This is a genomic window from Microbacterium sp. ET2 (assembly GCF_030347395.1).
Classification (GTDB): domain Bacteria; phylum Actinomycetota; class Actinomycetes; order Actinomycetales; family Microbacteriaceae; genus Microbacterium; species Microbacterium albipurpureum.
This window is the reverse complement of record NZ_CP128170.1, coordinates 850212-873040: the sequence shown is the minus strand read 5'-3', so window position 1 is coordinate 873040 and position 22829 is coordinate 850212. Positions and strand designations below refer to the sequence as shown.

At 70.8% G+C, this 22829-nt stretch carries 20 protein-coding genes, 2 tRNA genes, 1 pseudogene and 1 riboswitch; of the genes and pseudogenes, 12 read left to right on the top strand and 11 right to left on the bottom strand.

The features are described from left to right. Positions 1–36 precede the first annotated feature (36 nt). Positions 37–1344 (top strand): hypothetical protein, encoded by a 1308-nt coding sequence (locus tag QSU92_RS04260; protein ID WP_289264945.1) that lies wholly within the window; start codon positions 37–39, stop codon positions 1342–1344. On the opposite strand, the gene QSU92_RS04255 is transcribed toward QSU92_RS04260, so the two are convergent. Then, positions 1345–2943 carry a phytoene desaturase family protein gene (locus QSU92_RS04255; protein ID WP_289264944.1) on the bottom strand — a complete coding sequence of 533 codons (1599 nt, stop codon included), beginning with the start codon at positions 2941–2943 and terminating at the stop codon, positions 1345–1347. 74 nt (positions 2944–3017) lie between these two features. Here QSU92_RS04255 and QSU92_RS04250 point away from each other — a divergent pair, with 74 nt between their 5' ends. The 4 genes from QSU92_RS04250 to QSU92_RS04235 all read left to right on the top strand — a co-directional run bounded on the left by QSU92_RS04250 (position 3018) and on the right by QSU92_RS04235 (position 5714). Next, complete coding sequence (locus tag QSU92_RS04250) at positions 3018–3827, top strand: inositol monophosphatase family protein (protein WP_289264943.1); 810 nt, start codon at positions 3018–3020, stop codon at positions 3825–3827. Between the two features lie 302 nt (positions 3828–4129). Next, positions 4130–5470 carry a M23 family metallopeptidase gene (locus QSU92_RS04245; protein ID WP_289264942.1) on the top strand — a complete coding sequence of 447 codons (1341 nt, stop codon included), beginning with the start codon at positions 4130–4132 and terminating at the stop codon, positions 5468–5470. 64 nt (positions 5471–5534) lie between these two features. Beyond that, a tRNA-Thr gene (locus QSU92_RS04240) sits at positions 5535–5606 on the top strand. A gap of 34 nt (positions 5607–5640) precedes the next feature. Then, positions 5641–5714: transfer RNA gene (locus tag QSU92_RS04235), tRNA-Met, on the top strand. A gap of 84 nt (positions 5715–5798) precedes the next feature. On the opposite strand, the gene QSU92_RS04230 is transcribed toward QSU92_RS04235, so the two are convergent. The 6 genes and pseudogenes from QSU92_RS04230 to QSU92_RS04205 all read right to left on the bottom strand — a co-directional run bounded on the left by QSU92_RS04230 (position 5799) and on the right by QSU92_RS04205 (position 12829). Then, entirely contained in the window at positions 5799–6500 is a 702-nt protein-coding gene (locus QSU92_RS04230; protein ID WP_289264940.1) for a sirohydrochlorin chelatase, read from the bottom strand. Next, positions 6497–7643 (bottom strand): annotated as a pseudogene (locus QSU92_RS04225) (uroporphyrinogen-III synthase). The gene QSU92_RS04230 and the pseudogene QSU92_RS04225 overlap by 4 nt, the downstream one beginning before the upstream one ends. Beyond that, positions 7640–8875 carry a uroporphyrinogen-III C-methyltransferase gene (gene cobA / locus QSU92_RS04220; RefSeq protein WP_289264939.1) on the bottom strand — a complete coding sequence of 412 codons (1236 nt, stop codon included), beginning with the start codon at positions 8873–8875 and terminating at the stop codon, positions 7640–7642. Before cobA ends, QSU92_RS04225 begins: the two are co-directional and overlap by 4 nt. Beyond that, entirely contained in the window at positions 8872–9267 is a 396-nt protein-coding gene (gene nirD / locus QSU92_RS04215) for a nitrite reductase small subunit NirD (RefSeq protein WP_289264938.1), read from the bottom strand. The genes cobA and nirD overlap by 4 nt, the downstream gene beginning before the upstream one ends. After that, positions 9264–11843, bottom strand: a complete 2580-nt coding sequence (gene nirB, locus QSU92_RS04210) for a nitrite reductase large subunit NirB (protein WP_289264937.1) — start codon at positions 11841–11843, stop codon at positions 9264–9266. The genes nirD and nirB overlap by 4 nt, the downstream gene beginning before the upstream one ends. Positions 11844–11929: 86 nt before the next feature. Beyond that, positions 11930–12829, bottom strand: coding sequence for a formate/nitrite transporter family protein (locus QSU92_RS04205; protein WP_289264936.1), 900 nt, complete (start codon positions 12827–12829; stop codon positions 11930–11932). A gap of 200 nt (positions 12830–13029) precedes the next feature. Then, a riboswitch (guanidine-III (ykkC-III) riboswitch) is annotated at positions 13030–13094 on the top strand. 12 nt (positions 13095–13106) lie between these two features. On the opposite strand from QSU92_RS04205, the gene QSU92_RS04200 reads away from it, so the two are divergent. Beyond that, entirely contained in the window at positions 13107–13430 is a 324-nt protein-coding gene (locus QSU92_RS04200; RefSeq protein WP_289265815.1) for a DMT family transporter, read from the top strand. A gap of 21 nt (positions 13431–13451) precedes the next feature. Here QSU92_RS04200 and QSU92_RS04195 read toward each other — a convergent pair whose 3' ends face one another. Both QSU92_RS04195 and QSU92_RS04190 read right to left on the bottom strand, forming a co-directional pair. Next, positions 13452–14750, bottom strand: a complete 1299-nt coding sequence (locus QSU92_RS04195; protein WP_289264935.1) for a hemolysin family protein — start codon at positions 14748–14750, stop codon at positions 13452–13454. Positions 14751–14900: 150 nt separating this feature from the next. Then, positions 14901–15872 (bottom strand): NAD-dependent epimerase/dehydratase family protein, encoded by a 972-nt coding sequence (locus tag QSU92_RS04190; protein WP_289264934.1) that lies wholly within the window; start codon positions 15870–15872, stop codon positions 14901–14903. A gap of 87 nt (positions 15873–15959) precedes the next feature. Here QSU92_RS04190 and QSU92_RS04185 point away from each other — a divergent pair, with 87 nt between their 5' ends. The 6 genes from QSU92_RS04185 to QSU92_RS04160 are packed head-to-tail and all read left to right on the top strand — an operon-like array spanning position 15960 to position 19920. After that, positions 15960–16304 (top strand): TraR/DksA family transcriptional regulator, encoded by a 345-nt coding sequence (locus tag QSU92_RS04185; RefSeq protein ID WP_289264933.1) that lies wholly within the window; start codon positions 15960–15962, stop codon positions 16302–16304. Between the two features lie 58 nt (positions 16305–16362). Then, positions 16363–17100 carry a DUF2510 domain-containing protein gene (locus tag QSU92_RS04180; protein WP_289264932.1) on the top strand — a complete coding sequence of 246 codons (738 nt, stop codon included), beginning with the start codon at positions 16363–16365 and terminating at the stop codon, positions 17098–17100. Beyond that, positions 17097–17894 carry a sulfite exporter TauE/SafE family protein gene (locus QSU92_RS04175; RefSeq protein WP_289264931.1) on the top strand — a complete coding sequence of 266 codons (798 nt, stop codon included), beginning with the start codon at positions 17097–17099 and terminating at the stop codon, positions 17892–17894. The genes QSU92_RS04180 and QSU92_RS04175 overlap by 4 nt, the downstream gene beginning before the upstream one ends. 9 nt (positions 17895–17903) lie before the next feature. Next, complete coding sequence (locus tag QSU92_RS04170; protein ID WP_289264930.1) at positions 17904–18353, top strand: FAS1-like dehydratase domain-containing protein; 450 nt, start codon at positions 17904–17906, stop codon at positions 18351–18353. Continuing rightward, positions 18350–18787 (top strand): MaoC/PaaZ C-terminal domain-containing protein, encoded by a 438-nt coding sequence (locus QSU92_RS04165; RefSeq protein WP_289264929.1) that lies wholly within the window; start codon positions 18350–18352, stop codon positions 18785–18787. Before QSU92_RS04170 ends, QSU92_RS04165 begins: the two co-directional genes overlap by 4 nt. Beyond that, positions 18784–19920, top strand: a complete 1137-nt coding sequence (locus QSU92_RS04160; RefSeq protein ID WP_289264928.1) for a UDP-N-acetylmuramate dehydrogenase — start codon at positions 18784–18786, stop codon at positions 19918–19920. The genes QSU92_RS04165 and QSU92_RS04160 overlap by 4 nt, the downstream gene beginning before the upstream one ends. Positions 19921–20073: 153 nt before the next feature. Here QSU92_RS04160 and QSU92_RS04155 read toward each other — a convergent pair whose 3' ends face one another. Together QSU92_RS04155 and QSU92_RS04150 are read right to left on the bottom strand one after the other, a co-directional pair. Next, complete coding sequence (locus QSU92_RS04155) at positions 20074–21474, bottom strand: dihydrolipoyl dehydrogenase family protein (protein WP_289264927.1); 1401 nt, start codon at positions 21472–21474, stop codon at positions 20074–20076. 74 nt (positions 21475–21548) lie between these two features. Continuing rightward, entirely contained in the window at positions 21549–22751 is a 1203-nt protein-coding gene (locus QSU92_RS04150; RefSeq protein WP_289264926.1) for a pyridoxal phosphate-dependent aminotransferase, read from the bottom strand. Between the last annotated feature and the right edge of the window lie 78 nt (positions 22752–22829).

The window sequence follows — 22829 nt, the reverse complement described above, 5'->3', positions numbered from 1 at the left end:
GTGTCAGGATGGGCATGCGTCGACGAGAGGACCGAGATGACACAGCCCCAGCCGCATGAGACGCCCACGTCCGCCGAGTCGCAGGCGACGGATGACCCGGGTCGGTCACCCCTCATCCGTACCGCCATCTGGGTGGCGATCGGTGCGCTCATCGCGGCCGCGATCGTCTGCGTCGTCTGGGTGCTGATCGGGCCGGAGAACGGCATCGTCGCGCGCGCCTTCCTCACGGTGCTGCTCCTGGCCGGCTTCGCCGGAGCGGCCATCCTCGACGCGAACCTCGCGCCGAACCGTCCGGCGTGGCTGGCGTTGGCGAGCATGGGCGTCTGGGTCGTCACGCTGCTGATCGGGGCGGTGATGATCTGGATGCCGGAGCGGTTCGCCTACTCGGGATTCGGCCGCTTCGTGTCGTTCCTCCTCATCGTGCTGATCCTGCAGCTGGCGCTGCTGCACATCCGCCTGTTCCTGAAAGCACTCGCCCGCAACCGCACGACCTTCACCTCCGTCATCGCGATCGTGACCATCGTGCTCGTGATCGCGCTGGCGATCATGCTGGTGATCCCGCTGATGCTGTCGGAGTACGCGCAGCTGGGCGACCTGTACTGGCGCTTCGTCGTCTCCATCACGATCCTCGCCGCGGTGGGCACCGCCCTCCTCCCGCTCATGAATGTGCTCTTCGCGCCGCGTCGGCCGCGGCCCCAGCCCGTCGCCCCGGCGTATGCCGGTTACCCGGGATACCCCGCCGCAGGGGGCCAGCAGACCGGCGTCATCCCCGCCTGGGCGCCCCATGCTCCGCAGGGCCAGACCTGGCCCGGACAGGCGCAGGCCTCCTGGCAGCCGCAGGCCGGATCGCAGGGGCAGAGCGCTCCGCAGTCCTTTGCGCCGGCCTCCGCCGCTCCGATCCCGGCGGCCCCCGTCCCCGCGGCTCCGGCATCCGCTCCCGTCGCGCCCGCGCCCCGAGCCGACGCTTCGGACGACGACGCGACTGCACCGCACGCCGCGGAGTCGGCACCTGCTCCGGCGTCCGCTGCGCCGGTGGCCGCAGCGTCCTCTCCCGCCGCCCCCGCGCCCACCGAGGGGGAGCTTCTTCCCTGGCCGATGTACGCGGACGGCCGCACGCCGTTGCCGATGCTCCCCGACGGCAGCCCCGACTGGCAGGCCTATCAGACCGGCCGGCCCTCGCCCGGAGCCCAGTCGTTCGTGCCGATCGCACCCGAGCAGGCGTCGCAGCCGACCTTCCCGCCGCCGGTGCCGAGCCCCGGCGGCCCGCGAGGAGCACAAGGCTCCCCCGGGGCACACGGGTACGAGGGCTTCCCGCCCCCGCCGCCGCTGCCGCCGCGCAACTAGTCAGCTGAGGAGTTCTCGCGCCGCCATCGCGGCGTTGTGCCCGCCGATCCCGCTGACGGCGCCCCCACGTCGCGCGCCCGATCCGCACAGCAGGATGCGTCCGTGTCCGGTGGCCACACCCCACCGTGATGCCGGGCTCGACAGGTCGGCGTCATCGTCCGCCCACGGCCAGGCGAGCCCGCCGTGGAAGATGTCGCCTCCGGCCATCCGCAGCGACTCCTCCAGGTCGGCGGTCGTGCGCACCTCCACGCACGGCGATCCGTCGGGCGCGATGTAGAGGCAGTCTTCGATCGGTTCGCCGAGGACGGAGTTCAGCGACGCCAGGGCCGCGGCCAGCACATCCGCCCGCGCCGCGTCGGCGTCGCGGTCCGCGACCAGGCGATGCGGCACCTGGAGGCCGAAGAGCGTGAGCGTCTGTGCACCCTCGGCGCGCAGCTGCGGGCCGAGGATAGACGGATCGGTGAGGGAATGGCAGTAGATCTCCGCCGGCAGCGGATCGGGAAGCACCCCCGCCGAGGCGGCGGCGTGCGCGGCGTCGAGCTGGCTCAGGGTCTCGTTGATGTGGAAGGTCCCGGAGAAGGCCGCTTCGGTGGTCACCGCGCTGTCGCGCAGACGGGGGAGCCGCCGCAGCAGCATGTTCACCTTCACCTGCGCGCCCTCGGGCGCGGTCGCCGCGTCCGCCGTCTCCGCGCCCCCCGCGCGCAGCAGGTCGGCCAGCACCGCGGGGCCCGCGCCCATCAGCACCAGGCGACCCCGCAGTGTCTCGCTGCGCCCGTCGTGGCTGGCCACCCTCACTTCACCGTCAGGATCGACGGCGGTCACCTCGGCGCCCGTACGGATCTCGGCTCCCGCCTCGCGGGCGGCTCGGGCGAGCTCGGTGCTCACCTGCCCCATTCCCCCGACCGGCACGTCCCAGTCCCCGGTGCCGCCGCCGATGACGTGGTAGAGGAAGCAGCGGTTCTGCGCGAGCGTCGCGTCGTCGGCGGAGGCGAAGGTGCCGATGAGCCCGTCCGTCAACGCGATCCCGCGAGCGAGGTCGGTCTCGAGCGAACGACGCAGCATCTCGCCCAGGGGCCGGTCGACGACATCCCTCCACAGCTCGTCGTCGCCGACGAGTCGGCGCACCTCGGCACGGGGGCGCAGCGGCTCGGTCATCGTGGGGAAGATCCGACGGGCCAGTGGGAGGAGCCGATCGCCGAAAGCAGCGAACCGGTCGGCCTCGGCGGGGTCGCCGGTCGCCCGGACGAAGCTCCGCGTCGTGGCATCCGCGTCGCCCCGGTCGACGAGGATGCCGCGCGACGGGTCGGTGGGAGACGGCGTGTAGGACGAGTAGCGTCGGCGCAACAGGTCGATCTGCAGTCCGAGGTCGTCGATGATCGCGCGGGGGAGCAGGCTCACGAGGTAGGAGTACCGTGACAGGCGGGCAGCCACCCCGGGCCAGGGCTCCTCCGACACTGCGGCGCCGCCGACGTGTGCGAGTCGTTCGAGGACGACGACGCGGTGACCGGAACCGGCGAGGTACGCGGCGGCGACGAGGGCGTTGTGACCGCCGCCGACGATCACGACATCGTGGGTGGCGGCATCCCGGGGGAGAGGCATGACTCCACGCTAGAGCCGCCCGCCGACCTCTGCATCGATCATCGGAAACCGACCCCCGCGGTAGCGTGAGAGACATGACGCTTGCCGCGCAGCTTCACGATCTGGCCGTCGACATCGCCCGGGAGGCCGGGGAGCTCGCCCGTCGCCGCCGCACCGAGGGTGTCGCGATCGCCGCGACGAAGTCGGCCCTCGCGGACATCGTCACCGAGGCCGACCGCGAGGTCGAGGATCTGATCCGCGATCGGCTCCGCCGCGAGCGCCCGGGTGACGGCTTCCTCGGTGAGGAGTCGGGTGCAGCGCCGGTGTCGCACGGCGGCGACTCCGACGTCACCTGGGTCATCGATCCGATCGACGGCACGGTCAATTACGCCTACGGCATCCCGTCGTACGCGGTCAGCGTCGCCGCTGTCGCGGGCGGCAGCGACCCGGAGCACTGGGATGCCCTCGCCGGCGCCGTCTTCAACCCCGCGAGCGGGGAGCTCTTCCATGCCACCCAGGGCGAGGGTGCGTGGCTGCACGAAGCCCGGCTGACCGTCAACGCCGAACCGGCCGCCGCCGGAGCGCTCCTGGCCACCGGATTCGGTTACAACCCCGCGACCCATGCCTCCGACCTCGCACGTGTCGGCCGCGCGATGACGATCGCCCGCGACATCCGGCGTATCGGTGCCGCGTCACTCGATCTCGCTTTCGTGGCCGCGGGTCGGCTCGACGGGTACTTCGAACGCGGACTGCAGCCGTGGGATTTCGCGGCCGGCGCTCTCCTGGTGACCGAGGCGGGCGGGAGGTTCGCGCGCGTGGAGATGCCGGATGCCGCGGAGCGGCTCCTCACAGTCGCCGCCGGTCCCGGCGTCTTCGAGCGTCTGCTCTCCCTTACCACAGACTGAGCGATCGCGTGGGTGGTTGCGCTCCGGTGTCGTACATGGCATTCCCAGACGTCGCCGGGTAGTGTTTATCCGTTCGTTACTTTTGGTGTCCGAACCGGAAGTATCCCCCAACGACCGCCTGCCGTGCACCCCCATGCGCGGCAACGACTCGGAAGCACGCCCCCGTTTTGCCCCACGATTCCTCCTCGGCTCTTCTCCCGCGCACTCGCCGGTCGAGTCGACTCTCCCCCGCGGATGTTCAGATCCCAGCCGAGACGACGACGGTTCCCTCCGTCGGTGAGCCCTCGTCTGCTCCTCCTGCGATGACCCGCCGCGCGATGCGCGCCCGGGCAGCCGCTCAGCCGTTCCTCATCAACCCCGTGTTCTCGACCGGGGCCGTGCCGGTTGCCGGCTCCGCCTCGACGACCGGTGACGCCGCGGATGTCGCGCACTCGCCCGCTTCATCGGTGACGGCGACGCCCGCAGAGTCCGCCCCCGTTGCCCAGGCGAGCGTCACCGAGGTGCCCGAGGCCTGGGCGGAGGGATCGTCGACCGACACCGACACCGACACAGCCGAAGCGGAGGGTGCGGATCCCGAGCATCCCGAGTCCCCGGCCACCTTCACCGGTGGTGCCGGCGCGATCCTCTTCGACGCGTCCACGACGACCGGACCCTTCCGCCTTCTCGAGCCGCCCATGGGTCACTCGGTCGCCGACGAGGCTCCGACCCCGGATGCGGACGACATCCCCGACGCTGCCGTTCACCCGGACGACGAGTTCGAAGCCGCCGCGCGACTGTTCTGCTTCACCGGCGAGACACCGGTGCAGAACGCCGCTGCCGACGACGACGGCCCGGTCGACAGCGACGCTGCACCGCCGGCCCCCGACATCGCCGCCCACGTCGCGGCCGCTCGTCGCCGTCGCCCGGGACGCGGAGCGGCGTTCCGTCGCGCCGCCACGGCCTCCTTCTCGGTGAGCGTGATGGGGATCGTCGGTCTCCTCGCCGTCGCCACGACGACGCCCGCCCAGGCCGTGGCTGCGGCCACCGGCGCCGAATCGGCCTCGCTCTCCACGATGGCACCGGCGTCGACCGACCTCTCGGTCGACCCCGACGAGATCCAGGCCTACGTGGCTCCGGCCACCACCGAGAACGCCCAGATCGCCCGAGGCGAGAGCTACGAGACGGTGACGGTGGCCGACCTGGCCGCGGCGTCGGGAATCACGAACTTCTCGAACTTCTACGTCAACGACCCCACCGCCGCCATCCAGTGGCCCTTCGCGGTCGGCGTGCCCATCAGCTACGGCTTCGGCATGCGCTCGGGGAAGATGCACGAGGGTCTGGACTTCATCCCCGGCGCCGGATCACCGATCCAGGCGATCGCCGACGGCACCGTGCGAGTGGCGAGCGAGTCGGGTGGCGCCTACGGCGTGCACGTCATCATCGACCACGTCGTGGACGGCCAGCTGGTCTCCAGCCACTACGCGCACATGGAGTACGGCTCGATGCAGGTCGTCCCGGGTCAGCAGGTCACGGTCGGCACCGTCCTCGGTCGCACCGGCAACACCGGTCGCTCGTTCGGCGCGCACACGCACTTCGAGCTGCTCATGAACGGCACCACGCCGATCGACCCGCTGCCGTGGCTTCGGCAGCATGCGGGCGGGTGACCGCCGATTCAACGGGGAGCCTCGGCTCTGGTATTCTCGTTGAGTTGCCCGCGCAGGGCAGCACGCCCCGATAGCTCAGTGGCAGAGCACTTCCATGGTAAGGAAGGGGTCGTCAGTTCAATCCTGACTCGGGGCTCGCAGCATCCGGCATCTTGCTGCCGGTGTATCGCGGCAGGGTAGCTCAGTTGGTGAGAGCGCACGACTCATAATCGTGAGGTCGCGGGTTCAAGCCCCGCTCCTGCTACCGAAGGACCCGCTCCGGCATCGAGGTCGAGCACACCGAGACGTCGAGGGTTTGCGCATGACCTCCGACGTGAGTGAGGGAACCTCACGCCGCTGACGCCGCGCGCGTACCGAGCACGTTCCGGTAGCGGTCGGCGGCGATGACAGCCAGGCGCTCATCGGGAGCAAGCGGCGCCGTCTCGACGTCACCGCCCGCGCGGGCGATGACGCCGGCGAAATAGCCGGTCGCCAGCACGTAGCTTGCGACCACGACCCGACCGGCCCCGGCCGCGCGCGCGGCGGCGACGACCGATCCGATGCGGGGACCCGCGCCCGAGGCGACGCCCGTCGTGACAGGACGCCCCAGGCGCTCCGCGAGCCGACGGACGGTGACGTCGACATCGACGGCGGCCGCGGGGTCGCTCGACCCGGCCGCGGCCAGGACGATGGCATCGTCATCCCGTAATCCCACAGCGGCCAGCCGATCCTCGAGGATGTCCGTCAGAAGCCGATGCGGTCCGAGCGCGTGCGCCGCGGCCGCGGCTTGCGGATGCGCCGCGACGGCGTGTGCGATGTCGACCTTCGTGTGGTAGCCCGTGGACAGGAGGAGCGGCACCACGATCGCCGCGCCGGCACGGGTCGACCGCTCCAGGACATCGGGCAGAGCCGGCTCCTGCACGTCGACGAAGGCCTCGTGGACGTCGACATGGGGGAGCAGTCCGCGCAGGTCGTCGACGATGCTCCGGATCGCCGCGCGTCCTGCCGGGGAATCGGTGCCGTGCGAGCAGGCGATGAGGGTCGGCGTCATGCATGATCTCCTGTGTCGTGGGCGTCCAGTCGGTAGCCGCGCTTGATGACGGTGCGAATGAGGTCGGGCGAGCCGAGCGCCTCCCGGATCCGCCCGACAGCGACATCGACCGCGTGGGTGCTCTCGCCGGAGCGGGGCAGTGCCGCTTGCAGTTCGGTGCGGGAGACAACCCCGCCCCGGGCGGCGAACAGCCGTCGCAGCAGGGCCACTCCCGTCGGTGAGAGAGGCGTGAACCGGCCGTCCAGGACCGCTCCGCCGCTGCGGATCTCCAGCACTCCGACCGAGGTGCTCACGGAGGGAGCGCGACCGCCGCCGAAGTGCGTGACGACGGCACGCACCAGCGAGCCGAGCCGACCGCGCTCGGCGATGAGGGGCCGGATGCCCGCGTCGAGGAGCGGGGCCGCCGTGACCGGCCCGACGGCGGCGACGACGAGGCTCACCGGAATCGGACAGCCGCACGATGTCGGCCAGCGCGGTCTCGCGCCGCGCCGCCGCCAGCCACTCCGCCGCCCCGGGGGCCGAGGTGAACAGGACCGCATCGACCTGGGCGCGTGCGCTCGCGGTGACCGAGCGGGTGACCACCGCCGGGTCGGGCGGGGGCCCCCACCGGTACACGGTGAGACTGACGACCTCGGCCCCCGCCTCCGCGAAGAGCTCGTCGAGGCCGTCGGCGCCGGAGCCATGGTGCTGCACGGCGATCCTGCGGCCGGACACGCCTTCGGCGAGGAGGAACTCTCCGAGCTCTGCCGAGGTCTCCGACTCGGCCACCCAGTCCGCGGTGAGGCCGGCCTGCTGGATGGCGCCCCGGGCCTTGGGGCCCCGGGCGACGATCTGGGCCCCGGCGAGCGCGTCGTGCAGGGAAGCACTCAGCCCGGCCTCCTCCGCCGCTTCCATCCAGCCGCGGAACCCTACTCCGGTGGTCGCGACCACCACGTCCGGGGGGCCGGCGATGAGCGCCCGAGTCGCGTCGATCAGCGCCTCATCGTCGATGTGCGGCACGATCGTCAGCGGCGCGGCCTGGCGTACCTCCGCCCCGTGACGCTCGAGCGCAGCGGTGAGCTCGGCCGAGCGTCGGTCCACGGCGATCACGATTGTGCAGCCGGCCAGGGCGGCGGAGAGGGCAGGGTGTGCGGGGGACGTCACCTCGACGCATCACCCGCCAACTGAGGCCGGGGCAGCAGCAGCCCTGCCCGTGCGACATCGCCGACGACGATCACCGCGGGGTTCTCGACACCCGCCGACGCGGCGTCGGCGAGAGCATCTCCGAGGTTCGTCCACGTCGTGCGCTGCTGCGGGGTGTGACCTCTCTCGACGATGGCCACCGGTCGGGAGCGGGGGACTCCCGCCGCCGCCGCGGCGGCGACCAGGCGGGGAAGTGCGGCGACGCCCATGAGGACCACGGTCGTCATCGCCGGGTCGCCCAGCGCGGCCAGGGTGGTCGGCGAGATCTCGCCCTGCCCGTTGACGACGTGCACGCCCGCCGAGACCCCGCGATGCGTGACGGGAATGCCGGCTGCCTGCGGGACGGAGACGATGCTGGTGAGACCCGGCACGACGTCGACGGGCACGCCGGCGGCCAGACACGCGGCGACCTCCTCGCCGCCCCGGCCGTAGACGAAGGGGTCGCCGCCCTTGAGCCGGACGACCCGCTTGCCCTCTCGCGCGAGCCGCACGAGAAGGTCGTTGATCTCCTCTTGCGGCACCGGGTGATGGCCCGGCCGCTTGCCGACGTCGATGATCTCGACATCAGGGTCGACCTCACCAGCGAGATCGACCGGGCCCAGCCGGTCGGCCACGATCACGTCCGCTTCCGCCAGGAGCCGTCGCGCCCGCACCGTGAGGAGATCGAGGGGTCCGGGGCCCCCGCCGACGAGGTCGACGCGCCCGCCGCCGAGGCGGCGCCGGCGGGACCGCACCGGGTACGCGCCGTCGCGGAGCCGAGCAGCGATGCCGTCGCGCACTCGCGCTGCGCGACGGGGGTCGACGCCGCTGTCGGATGCCACGCCGACGACGACGTCGCCCGACCGGGCCTCGGCGGCGAGCCGTGCACTCCCATGCGCTCCATCGGACGCGTTGACGCAGAATGTCCTGCGCGCATCGCACCAGCGGGCCACTGCCGCGTCGACCCGGGCGTCCCCGGTCGCCGTGTGCACGAGCCAGACGTCGTGGACATCCTCCTCCTCGACCCCTCGGGCGAGCCACCGGATCTCGCCGGCGTCCACACGCGCCCGCACCTGCGGGGACAGCTTCGGAGCCACCACGCTGACCCGTGCACCCTCGCGGACGAACCGCGGAAGACGGCGTGCGGCGACGGCACCGCCGCCCACGAAGAGCACGGCTCGCCCGTGCAACGACAGTCCGATCAGTGCGGTCATCTCTCATCCCCCCACCGGATCCAGACATCGCCCCCGAGAACGGATGCCGGGAACACCTGCAGCCCGGCGGCTTCGCGTCCCTGAGTGTCCAGGCAGACACCTGTCCGAAGGTCGAAGACCTGCTTGTACATGGGCGACGCGACCGTCGGAATGCCGTCGCGCGTGCCGACGATGCCACGGCTGATGACCTGCGCACCGCTGTACGGGTCGTGATTGGCCACCGCATGCACCCGCCCGGTGTGCAGCCGGAAGAGGGCGATCTGGGTGTCGTCGAGGAGGCACGCCGACCCTCGTTCGACGGCGAGGTCGCTCAGAGCGCACACGCGCACCCAGCCCTCGGGCGCCGCGCTGGGGATGCCGACGGCGTCTCTGCGAACGGCTGCGAGACTCATCGCCGCACCTCCAACGTGGTTCCGGCGATGACGACGGCGCCGTCGGAGCGCTCGGCGGAGGTCGCGGGCCTCGGCTGTCCCCGCTCCGAGACATACGCCAGGGAGGGGTCGGGCGTCGTCGGGGCGTTCACGAACGACGCGAAGCGATGGAGCTTCTCCGGGTCCTCGAGCGTCGCCTTCCACTCGTCCTCGTAGGCCTCGATGTGCCGCGCCATGGCGGCGTCGAGGTCTCCGCAGATCCCCAAGCGGTCGTCGAAGATCACCGATCGGAGCTCCTCCACGCCGCCGTCGAGATCTTCCAGCCACGGCGCGGTCCGCTGCAACCGGTCGGCGGTGAAGATGTAGTACATGACGAAGCGGTCGATCGCGGTCAGCAGCTCGTCATCGCTCAGGCCCTCGGCGAGCAGGACCGCGTGCCGCGGAGTGAAGCCGCCGTTCCCGCCGACGTACAGGTTCCACCCGGCCTCGGTGGCGATGACGCCGACGTCCTTTCCTCTCGCTTCGGCGCACTCGCGGGCGCACCCCGACACTCCCATCTTCAGCTTGTGCGGAGAGCGCAGCCCGCGATAGCGCAGCTCGAGCGCGACGGCCATCCCGACGGAGTCCTGCACCCCGTATCGGCACCACGTGGAACCCACGCACGACTTCACCGTCCGCAGGGACTTGCCGTAGGCGTGCCCCGACTCGAATCCGGCATCGACCAGCCGCTTCCAGATCTGCGGCAACTGCTCCAGGCGCGCCCCGAACATGTCGATGCGCTGGCCCCCAGTGATCTTCGTGTAGAGACCGAAGTCGCGGGCGACCTCCCCGATCACCACGAGTCCTTCGGGAGTGATCTCACCTCCCGGGATCCGTGGCACGACCGAGTAGCTGCCGTCCTTCTGCAGGTTCGCCATCACGTGGTCGTTGGTGTCCTGGAGTGCGGCGTTCTCGCCGTCGAGCACATGGGCGTGCGTGAGAGTGGAGAGGATGCTGGCGATCACCGGCTTGCAGATGTCGCATCCCCGTCCGGTGCCGAAGCGCGCCATGATGGCGCTGAAGGTGGTCGAACCCGACACCCGCACGGCGTCGAACAGCTGGCGCCGCGACATCCCGATGTGCTCGCACAGTGCGCTGCTGATCGTCGCACCGGCCCGTGCGAGCTCGGCGCCGACGAGCTTCTTGATCAGCGGGACGCACGAGCCGCAGGCCGCCCCCGCGCGCGTGCACGCCTTGACGGCAGCGATGTCGGCGCACCCCTCGTCATGCACCGCGGATCGGATGGCCCCGGCGGTCACGCTGTTGCAGGAGCACACCGTCGCGGCATCGGGGAGGTCGCCCGAGGGCGCGGACGAAGAGCCCTCCGGCACCAGGTACGCGGAGGGGTCGCCGCCCAGTGGTCCGCCCACGAGGGGGCGGAGTGAGCCGTAGGCGGAGGCGTCGCCCACCAGGATGCCGCCCAGGAGGGTTCGGGCGTCATCGGAGAGCACCAGCTTCTTGTAGACGCCGGCGACCGGATCGGCGTACACGACGTCGAGCGCGCCGGGCGTCTCGGCGAACGCGTCGCCGAAACTCGCGACGTCCACCCCCGAGAGCTTGAGCTTGGTGGACAGGTCGTAGCCGGGAAAATCGGCCGCCCCGCCGAGGAGGCGCGTCGCCGCGACCTCGGCCATGGCGTACCCGGGCGCGACGAGTCCGACGGACATCCCGTCGAAGTTCGCCACCTCGCCGATCGCGAGTATTCGCGGATCGGACGTGCCGCACCCCTCGTCCACCACCACGCCGCCTCGCGGATGCACCGCCAGGCCGGCATCCCGAGCGAGCTCGTCGCGCGGGCGGACCCCGACGGTGAACACCACGACGTCGGTCTGCTGGTAGTCGCCCTCGCGGAACTCCAGTCCCAGCACCCGACCGCGACGGTCGGCGTCCAGCCGGGTTGTCACCGAGCTCGTCCGGACGCGGATGCCACGCGCCTCGATGAGGCGGCGGAGGGCGTCGCCGGCCGGCCGGTCGAGCTGCGCCGACATCAGCCGATCCGACGCCTGCACGACGGTGCACTCGACGCCCATTCCCTGCAGCGCGCCGGCCGCCTCCAGACCGAGCAGGCCACCTCCGATCACCGTCCCCGTCACGGGCCGGCCCACCTCGGCGGCGCGGGACGAGGCGAACGCCCGCAGGTCTGCCACGTCGTCGAGAGTGCGGTAGACGAAGCACCCGGCGGAGTCGAAGCCGTCGACGACCGGGCGCGCGGCGTAGGAGCCGGTCGCGAGCACGAGCCGGTCGTAACCGAGAACGCTCCCGTCGCTCAGGCGGACCCGCTGTTCCTGCCGGTCGATCCGGGTGACCCGCACGCCCAGCCGCAGATCGACCCGGGGATCGGTCAGGACCGACCGGTCCAGTGCCAGGTCTTCGGCCGACGCCCCGGAGAAGAAGGAAGTGAGGGCGACCCGATCGTACGGGTGGTGCTGCTCCTCTCCCACGACGGTGAGGCGCCACTCCTCTCCCGTGCGGGCGAGGAGGCTCTCGACGAACCGGTGGGCGACCATGCCTGCTCCGACCACCACGAGATGCGACCCAGTGGTGCCGGCGGAGCTCATGTCGGCACCGTACGGCGACGGTGTTGCCGGCACGTCAGTGGCGTGTTTCGGGCTCTTGACGTCTCGGACCATCGGTCGTCCTCCTCTCAGACCGTGGCCGAGGAGCGAAGGTCCCGCTCGGCTTCCGCCGAGGCTGCTCTCGCGGGACGGAGGACGCCGTCGGTGTTGCGGCGGGGACGACGAGCCCGCGGAGCGCGCTGACGTCCGTAGGTGAGGTAGAGCGGGATGCCCACGAACGCCAGTCCCCCCACCAGGTTGCCCAGCACGGTGGGGATCTCGTTCCAGATCAGGTAGTCGACGAGCGTGAAGTCACCGCCCAGGAGCAGCCCTGAGGGGAAGAGGAACATGTTGACGATCGAGTGCTCGAATCCCATGAAGAAAAAGAGCATGATCGGCATCCACATCGCCACGACCTTGCCGATGACGTCCTTGGAGATCATGGCGAGGATGACCCCGGTGGCGACCATCCAGTTGCACAGCACGCCGCGCACGAACAGGGTCAGCATGCCGGCTGCCCCCTGCTCGGCGTAGCCCACGGTGCGCCCCTCCCCGATGTGGCCGATGGCTTCGCCCACCGCATTGGGAGCTTCGGAGAAGCCGAAGGTGACCACCACGGCCATCAGCACCGCGACGGTGAAGGCGCCGATGAAGTTGCCGAGGAACACCAGGCCCCAGTTGCGCAGGACGCCTCCGAGGGTGACTCCGGGGCGCTTGTCCAGCCAGGCCAGGGGTGCGAGCACGAAGACCCCGGTGAGCAGGTCGAACCCGAGGAGGTAGAGCACGATGAAGCCGACCGGGAACAGCACCGCGCCCAGAAGAGGGACTCCGGTGGTCACCGACACGGTCACGGCGAACGCGGCCGCGATGGAGAGCACTGCCCCTCCCAGGATCGCGCGCACCAGAGTGTCACGCGTGGAAAGGAGCACTTTCGAGGCGCCGGCGTCGATGGCGTTTCCGACGAGTTCGGCGGGCGGTACGTAGGTCATGGCGGTTCCTTCCCTGTCCGGCGGCGCCGGCGGTGCCGGCGGTGGCGGTGGTGCCGATGACCCGACGCTAGGGACGGGGTGTTTCCTCCGGTGCGTCGGCAGGAACCGGTCGGGTTACCTCTTTCTCTCTGCGCCGGTCCGGCGGTTGTGACATCCGGACCGCTGCCCAGACGGCGACCAGGTACGACCGGTAGCATCGCGGTCGGATCCCGACCGGATCCCCGGACGAGGGTTCAGTACCCGGTGAGCGACAAGACTGGCCATGGAGGCGAGCATCATGTCGTGGGTCATCCTCATCATCTCCGGAGTCCTCGAGGCCGTTTGGGCCACCGCCCTCGGCAAGAGCGAGGGGTTCACCAAGCTCTGGCCGAGCGTCGTGTTCGGTGTCGCCCTCGTGGCGAGCATGGGCGGCCTCGCGTGGGCGATGCGCGAGATCCCGACCGGCACCGCGTATGCCGTCTGGGTCGGAATCGGCGCCTCTCTCACCGTGCTCTACGCGATGATCACCGGAGATGAGGGCTTCTCCTGGGTTCGGATGCTCCTGATCATCGGTCTCGTGGGCTGCATCGTCGGGCTGAAGCTCGTCAGCGACGCCGAGTAGGGCGGGCGAGGCGCGTGCGGCTCACTCGCCCACCGCGTCCGCAGCCGTATGGGGTGCGACCGAGAGCTCGGAGATGCGTCGGCGGTCCAGCGCGGTCACCCGCAGCGTGGCTCCGTCCACCTCGACCGTATCCCCGACGACGGCGAGGCGCCCGAGCCGCTCCAGCATGAAGCCGGCGATCGTGTCGGATGACCCACGGGGAAGGGTGAGGCCGGTGGCCTCCTCGAAGTCCTGCAGGTTCAATCGACCGTCGACCGCGCCGCCGTTCTCGGAGAGGTCGGCGGTCGCGGCATCGGTGTCGTACTCGTCGAAGATCTCGCCGACGACCTCCTCGACCAGGTCCTCGAGGGTGACGATCCCGTCGGTGCCGCCGTATTCGTCGACGACGACGGCGATCTGATCGCCGCCCGCCCGCATGCCCGTCAGGGTCGGAAGCACGCGCGCGGTCGAGGGCAGATAGGGGATGGCGCGGACGAGCGGCTCGATGGGCTGACGCGGGTCGACCGCCGCGGCCTCGAAGAGGTCGCGGACGTGGACGAATCCCGTGATGTCGTCGATCGACTGGTCGACGACGGGGTAGCGCGAGTACGGCAGCTCGCGCACCCGCACGGCAGCTTCGCCCACCTCCTCGGCGTGATCGAGCGCGACGACCTCGGGCCGGGGTCGCATGACCTCGCTGATCTGACGTCCCCGCAGCGACAGCACATCGTCGAGGATGCGCCGCTCATCCTCCGGGAGACCTTGGTGGCTCGACACGATGTCGCGCAGCTCCTCCTCGCTCAGCTCCTCGCCGGTCTTGTGCGGGTCGCCGCCGAGGAGCCGCACCACCGCGTTCGTCGACACCGACAGCAGCCAGATCACCGGACGCATGAGCACGGCGAACCCGTTCAGCACCGGGGCGACTCCGTAGGCGAACTGCGCGTTGCGCTGGATCGCCAGGCGCTTGGGTACGAGCTCGCCCAGCACGAGGGACAGGTAGGCGATCATCAGCGTCAAGACCACGGTGGCGATCGTGAGCGAGAAGCCCTCGTCGAGGCCCAGCGAAACGAAGAGGGGCGCGACGCTGGGCGCGATCGACGACGCACCGTACGCGGCCGACGCGAAACCGGCGACCGTCACGCCGATCTGCACGGCAGAGAGGAACCTGTTCGGATTGCGCGCCAGATCGGCCACCTTCTGGCCGCGTTTGCCGCGTGCGGCGAGGGCGTTCACCTGGCTGTCGCGCAGGGTCACGAGTGCCATCTCGGTGGCGGCGAAGACACCGCCGATGAGGACGAAGACCACCACCAGGGCGATGTTGAGAAGGAGGTCGCCGTTCATCGGTTCACCTCCCCTCGCGGGGACGCGCCCGGGGTCACCCGGGCGCCGGGACTATGACAGTCGGATCCGTCCGCAGTTTTCGGCATGGCGGCCACATTATCGGTCCTCGCTTCGAAACCGCCGTATGTCGGCCGCCGCGACGACGCCGTCTCAGACCACGAGCGGCCCCGCGACATCCAGCCTGTCGTTCTCGATCAGCCACCTCAGCGACTCCAGGATCGCCTCGGCGGGTTCGTAGCGGGGTCGGTAGCCGAGCACCGAGCGGACTTTATCGATGCTGAGGTAGTGGTTGCGGTGCAGATGCCCCCAGCTCGCGTCCGCGTGCCGTTCGCTGGTCTCTGCCCGGAACTGCTCCCAGGTGATGCACTCCAGAGACAGGGGCTTTCCGAACCAGGATGCCGCTGCCGCCGCGTATCCCCGGACGGTGAGCGCGGACGGTGCCACGGCGTGGAAGTCCTCGCCCGCGGCGGCGTCGCGATGCGCGAGGGCGAGCTCGAAGACCTGCGCGACGTCGTCGGCGTGGACATGGTGCATGAGGGCGCCGTCGCCGCCGGGCACCCGGAGGGTGCGGCCCGCCGACAGATCGGACCAGACGCCCGGATCGCCGTTGCCGAGCGGCCCGACCGGCGCCCAGCCCGGGCCGACGATGTGACCCGGATCTACGGTGGTGGTGACGAGCCCCCCGGCGGCGGTCTCGGCGGCCAGGAGCGCGGTGATCTCGGCCTTGAGGATCCCGTACTCGTCGAAGGGCGGCGTGCCCTCGCCCTCACGGATCGGCACGCGATCGCTCGGGCCGTAGCGCCAGAGGGTCCCGCAGTGGACGAGGTGCCCGACGCGACCGCGCAGGGCCTCGACGAGGAAGCGCGAGGACTCCGGCGTGAAGGCGAGGAGGTCGACGACGGCGTCGGGGTCGTGGGCGAGCACGGTCTCGCCGAAGGTGCCGTCGCGGTCGGCGGCCTCTCTGTCGGCGACGACCTGGTGCACCGCGTCCCACTCCCGGGAGGCGACGTAGGGAGGCCTCGCACCTCTGCTGATCGAGACGACCTCGTGGCCGGCGCGGACGAGCCGTGGAACGAGGAAGGTGCCGATGTGGCCGGTTCCGCCGATGACGACGACGCGCACGCTGCCCACCTCTCCGTGCGGGCGGGGCGCCGGCGCACCCCTCGAGCCTAGGGCGCCGATGTCGGACCGGGCCGGTAGCGTGCGCGTATGAAGGTCCCCGTCGACGCCCTCCGTACGGCGCGTGAGTCAGCGCGCCGACGCCTCGCCGAGGTCGAGGTGCAGCTCGCTCAGCTGCGCGACGCGCGGGGCGCCGAGTCAGCCGACGACGAGCACGATCCAGAGGGGGGAACCCTGTCGGCGGAGTGGTCGCGCATCGAAGGTGTGCGTGTCGGCGTGGTTGCCGAACTCGAGGGCATCGACGCCGCGTTCGACCGCGTGTCGGCGGGTACGTACGGCATCTGCGAGGTGTGCGCGAACCCCATCCCGGAGGGACGGCTGGAGGTGCGTCCCACCGCGACCCGTTGCGTTCGCTGCGCCGAGCGGCGGCAGTAGTGTTAGTGCGGCGGCCACCGGTTCCTCGCACGGCCGGAAGAAGAAGAAACGAGCGAGCATGAGCACGAACCCTCCCGGCTGGTACGACTACGGCCCCGGCACGCGCCGGTGGTGGGACGGCGCGAAGTGGACCGAGCACGTGCAGTCGACCGAGGACGGGACGGATGCGCCGCCGGCCGGTCCCGATGACGCTCAGTCGTCTGAATACGCCTCCGCCGGCGCCCCGCCGTCCGGGCCTGGTTTCACCGGCGCGCCCGGGTACGCACCCGCGGGCGGCGCCTTCACTGCAGCGACCGAGCCGAAGAAGTCCAAGCTCTGGATCCTGTGGGTGGTGCTGGGCGTGGTGCTCCTCGGCATCGTCATCGCCGCCGCGGTGCTGATCCCGATCCTGATCGGGGTCTTCTCGTCGGGTGGCGGGGTCGACGAAGCCGACCAGCAGGAGGCCGTGCGCGCGGTCGAGCTCTACGACGAGGCATGGCGCGAGGGGGACTGCGACAAGTACCTCGAAGCGACGTCCGAGGCCTTCCGCACCGGCAACCAGCTCACCGACTGCGCCGCGTTCGAAGAGCAGTCGGCCGGTTTCACGCAGTCGGTGGAGAACTACCAGGTCGAGGTCGTGGGTGTCAGCTCCTCCGAGCGGACGATCTTCGTCGACACCACCGAGACTTACGACAGCCTCTTCAACGCAGACGGCGAGCCGCTGGACACCCCGGAGCCGATCGAGGAGACCTGGCAGTACACCGTGGTCGAGATCGACGGTGCCTGGGTCATCGACAACGCCTTCGTAGGCGAATGACCGACGCCCCCACCGCGCGCGGTGCGCGTTTCGTCTTCACCTGCCTCGGGGTCGGCTTCATCGCCGGCCTGATGTCCGGGCTGTTCGGCGTCGGCGGCGGCACCGTCGTCGTACCGCTCCTCGTCCTCGTGCTGGGCTATGGTCAGCGGCTCGCGGCGGGAACGTCGCTCGCGGCCATCGTTCCGACGGCCGCGGTCGGCGTGATCGCCTATGCGGTGAACGATTCCGTCGCCTGGATCCCCGCCTTGATCCTCGCCGCCGGCGCGGTCGTGGGGGCGCAGATCGGCACGTGGCTGCTCCCGCGGACGCCCGTGACAGTGCTCCGCTGGGGTTTCGTCGGTTTCCTCGTGATCGTGATCGTGTCGCTGTTCCTGGTGATCCCCTCGCGAGATGCCGGCCTTCCTCTCACCGTCGTGACGGTGCTCGGCCTCATCGCGCTCGGTGTCGTCACCGGCATCCTCGCGGGTCTTCTCGGCGTCGGCGGCGGCGTGATCGTCGTGCCGGTTCTGCTCCTGCTCTTCGGCACGAGTGACCTGCTGGCGAAGGGGACATCGCTGCTGATGATGATCCCGACGGCGATCTCGGGCACCGTCGGCAACCTGATCCGCAAGAACGTCGACCTGCCCGCCGCCGCGATCGTCGGAGTCGCCGCGTGTGCGACCGCCCCCGTCGGCACGTGGCTTGCCACCGTCGTCGACCCGCAGCTGGGGAACATCCTGTTCGCAGCGTTCCTGACGATCATCGCCGTGCAGATGGCCGTGCGCGCCATTCGGGGGCGCAAGACCGCTCGGTAGGATGATCTGGTGCCAGTGAACCCCGAACTCGTCGGCCGAGTGTTCCCCCCGACGCCGCCGTATCTGGTGGGCCGCGAGAAAGTGCGTGAGTTCGCGCGCGCGGTCTTCGCCGATGCCCCCCAGCACCGCGACCCCGACGCCGCGCGCGCGCTGGGATACGCCGATGTCGTCGCGCCCCCGACGTTCCCGATCGTGCTGCAGGACGTCACCCTCCAGCAGCTGCTCGCCGAGCCGGACAGCGGCATCGAGCTGTCGCGCGTGCTTCACGCCGAGCAGCGCTTCCAGTACTCGCGTCCGATCGTGGCAGGTGACGAGCTGACCGCCCAGCTGAGCGTCACCGGCATCCGCACCCTGGGCGGCAATGCCATGGTCACCAGCGAAGCCGAGATGGTCGACGCCGCCGGTGCCCACGTCGTGACCGCGACATCCGTCCTGCTCGTGGGCGAGGGCGACGCATGAGCGCCGTCACCGTGGGCGATGTCGTCGCCGAACGCACGATCCACCTCACACGCGAGTCGCTGGTGCGCTACGCCGGTGCGTCCGGCGACTTCAACCCCATCCACTACCGCGACGACATCGCCGCCGAGGTCGGGCTTCCCGGGGTCCTCGCGCACGGCATGCTCACGATGGGTATCGCCGTCGGCACGATCATGCCGTGGCTCGGCGATGCCGGTCGCATCCTCGACTACGGGGTGCGCTTCACCCGACCCGTCGTCGTCGACGCGGAAGACGGGGCCGACCTTCACATCGTCGCCAGGGTCGGTCAGGTGGCGGGCGACGCGGTCCGGGTCGACCTCACCGTGACCTCCGCCGACACCACGGTGCTCGGCAAGGCGCAGGTGCGCGTGCGGCCGGCGGACACCGCCGCGGCTGCGGGCGACGGGACTCGATGACCGAGGTTCCCCCCGTCGCGCTGTCGGGCCTGACGACCCTTCGCGCAGGCGGGGTTCCCGATCGGATGATCGAGGCGCGGACGACCGATGAACTCGTCGACGCGCTCCGCGAGGTGTGGGCGACGGGCGAGGAGTGGTTCGTGCTCGGTGGCGGGTCGAACCTGCTCGTGGGCGACGAGCCGTTCCCGGGCACGGTCGTGCGCATCCTGACCGACGGGATCGAGACGCTCCCCGCCGCACGCGAGGGGTTCATCCGCCTGAGGGTGCAGGCCGGGCACGATTGGGACGCGTTCGTCGGGTACACCGTCGAGCACGGGTTCGCGGGCGTCGAGGCGATGTCCGGGATCCCCGGCACGGTCGGGGCGGCGCCCGTGCAGAACATCGGCGCGTACGGCCAGGAGATCGTCCAGACCCTCGTCGAGGTCGAGCTCATCGACGAGACCACCGGCGAGGTGTCCACTGTGCCGGCCGACGAGCTCGGGCTCGGCTTCCGCACCTCGGTGCTCAAACACCACCACGGCTCGGTTCCCGAGCGACGCGCGGTCATCCTGTCGGTCACGGTCGAGCTCGCCGTCATCGGAGATGCGCCCCGTGAGATCCATGGCGATCAGCTGCGGACCGCGCTCGGCCTGCAGCCCGGGGCCGTGGCGACGTTGGCCTTCGTGCGCGAGCAGGTGCTGCAGATCCGCGCGCGGAAAGGGATGGTGCTCGATGACGCCGATCCCGACACGTGGAGCGCCGGATCCTTCTTCCAGAACGCCGTCGTGTCGGCATCCTTCGCCCGCACCCTCCCGCCGGAATGTCCCCGCTGGCCGGTCGCGCCCGACTTCGATCCCGTCGTGGTCGTGCCGCTGACCAGCTTCGACGGCAGTGTCCCGCGCCTGTCGAGCGCCGAGTCCGATGTGAAGGTCAGCGCCGGCTGGCTCATCGAGCAGTCGGGCATCCGCAAGGGCTTCAAGCTTCCTCGTTCGCGCGCGGCGGTGTCGACCAAGCACGCTCTCGCGCTGACCAACCGGGGTGACGCGACCGCCGCCGAGATCGCCGAGCTGGCGCGGTTCATCCAGAGTCGCGTGCACGCCGAGTTCGGGCTGCTGCTCCAGCCCGAGCCCGTCCTGGTCGGCGTCGACCTGTAGAGCGCGCGACCCGTCTCAGGGGCCGGTCGCCCTCTGCCTCGGCCCTTCGTCGCCGGGCTCCTTCTGTTCGTTCGTCGAAGATGTACGCGGGCGGGTGCTCCGGGCGTACATCTGCGACGAACGAACGGGATGCGGGGAATTCAGGCCGGGCGCTCAGGATCGGAGGAGCTGCCGGGCCGCGAGGCCGATGATCGCGCTGTACGTCGGGTAGGCGAACTTCACGCCCGCGAGGGTTGCGACGTCGATCCCGGCCGCCATCGCCGTCGTCACCGACTGGATCACCTCGACCGCGTTCTCGCCGACGGCGTGGGCGCCGAGGATCAGCTCCCGCCGGTTGTCGGCGATCAGTTTGAGGAAACCGACGGCGCGGTCGTCGATGACAGCGCGCTCCAGGTCGGCGTAACGCGCGATCGCGACGATGCAGCGCCCATCGCGTTCGCGCGCCTGATCCTCGGTGAGGCCCACCCCGGCGTAGTCGGGATCGGTGAACCCTCCCGCGGGGAGGAGATGGTGCGGGGTTCGACGGTTCACCCCCAGGACCGCATTCTCGGCTGCCGCCTCGCCCTCGAACTGCGCGGCCTGCACGAGCATGTCGCGCCCGGTGGCATCCCCCACCGCGAGGATGTGCGGCACCGGCGATCGGAAATAGGCGTCGACGGGGATCGCGGAGCGCTCGACCTCGACGCCCGCATGCTCCAGGCCGAGGTCTTCGACGTCGGCCGGCCAGCCGGCGGCCATGACGACGACGTCGAAGCTGTCGGAGCACCGGGTATCCTCCGCTCCATCGCCTTCGCGCCACCGGAGGACGATCCGGCCCTCGTCCCCCTCGAGGGCGTCGACGCCGGCGATGCCGGTGCGCACCGTCATCCCGTGGTCTTCGAACGACGAGGCGATGGCGGCCGACACGTCGGCGTCGGAGGCCATCAGCACGCGCGGTGCGACGTCGAGCAGTGTCACCTGCGCACCGAACGACTCGAAGACGGTCGCCAGCTGCGCGCCGGTGTTCCCGGCGCCGATGATCGCCGCACGCTGCGGGAGGCTCGGCAGCTCCAGCACGTGCTCGGGTACGGTCGCCAGTCCCGCGCCGGGGACGGGGAGGCGGCGGGAGTGGCCGCCGACCGCCACGATGACAGAGGAGGCACGGACGCGCCGTCCGGAGTCGAGCGCGACGGTGTGGGGGTCGGTGAAGCGTGCTCGCCCCTCTTGGATGAGGTCGATTCCCGCCGACGTGAACCTGTCGGCTTCGTTCTTCACTGCGCGCACGCGGTCGACCCGGTCGCGGACACGGGCGACGGTGGCGGGCCAATCGAGGGCCTCGGGGTGCGTCACGACGCCGTACTCCCGCGCGGCGCCGACCTCCCGCATCAACCGCGCGGCCTTGGCGAGCACGCGGGTGGGGACGCAGCCGGTGTTCACGCAGGTGCCGCCGAGGCGGTCGGAGGCCTCGAGGACGACCACCGTGGCGCCGAGTTCCGCGGCTCGGAGGGCGGCGGCCGTGCCCGCGGGCCCTGCTCCGATGACGGCGAGGTCGTATGAGGCGGTGTGGGGGGTCACGCTGACAGTGTGGCATCCGATCACAACCGCTGGATCCACCGGCGGTCGATCCGATGCGAGGGCCCGCAGCGGGGTCAGGCGCCGAAGAGGCGCTGGAGGCGCTGCACGCCTTCCAGGAGCGCATCGTCGCCGAGGGCGTACGACAGGCGGAGGTATCCGCTGGGTCCGAACGCCTCACCGGGAACGACGGCCACCTCGGCCTTCTCGAGGATGAGGTCGGCGAGCTCCAGGGTGGTGGTCGGTGTCACCCCGGCCCACTCGCGGCCGAGCAGCCCCTGCACGTCGGGGTAGACGTAGAAGGCGCCGAGCGGATTGGGCACCGTGACACCGGGGATCTTGGCCAGCTCGGTCACGATCACGCGGCGACGCCGGTTGAAGGCGTTCCGCATCTTCTCCGCCTCGACCTGCGGCCCCGTGAGCGCGGCCAGCGCGGCACGCTGTGCGATGTTGTTGACGTTGCTCGACAGGTGCGACTGCAGGTTGGCGGCGAGCTTGATCGCATCTGTCGGGCCGACCATCCAGCCCACCCGCCACCCGGTCATGGCGTAGGTCTTGGCGACGCCGTTGACGAGGATGGTCTGACCCGCGACATCCGGCACCGCCTCGACGATCGAGGTGGCCCGGGCGCCGTCGTAGACCAGGTTCTGGTAGATCTCGTCGGAGATCACCCAGATGCCGTGCTCGAGCGCCCATTCGCCGATCGCCCGGGTCTCATCGGCGGAGTACACCGCGCCGGTGGGGTTACTGGGTGAGACGAAGACGAGCACCGTCGTCCGCTCGGTGCGCGCTGCCTCCAGCTGCTCGACAGTGACCTTGTATTCCTGATCGGCCCCGGCGAAGACCTCTACCGGCACTCCGTCCGCGAGGCGGATCGCCTCGGGATAGGTCGTCCAGTACGGCGCGGGCAGCAGCACCTCGTCGCCCGGGTTCACCACGGCCTGGAAGGCCTGGAACACGGCCTGCTTGCCGCCGTTGGTGACGATGATCTGCGACGGCTCGGCATCCCACCCGGAGTCGCGGAGGGTCTTGGCGGCGATCGCCTCGCGCAGCACCGGCAGACCCGCCGCGGGGGTGTAGCGATAGTTCGCAGGGTCGCTCAGAGCTTCGGCGGCGGCGTCGACGATGAACGGGGGCGTGGCGAAGTCGGGTTCACCGGCGGCGTAGGAGATCACCGGGCGCCCGGCGGCCTGCAGAGCCTTGGCCTTCGCGTCGACCTTGAGGGTGGCCGATTCGGCGATGGCGGACAGTTTGCGGGAGAGAGGAGCACGGGAGGTCACGGTAGAAGCGTAGCGGCGGGCCGCGTCGGCCACCGGTCGATGGGCCTCCGCCGGGTCCTGTCCACGCCGAGACCGACA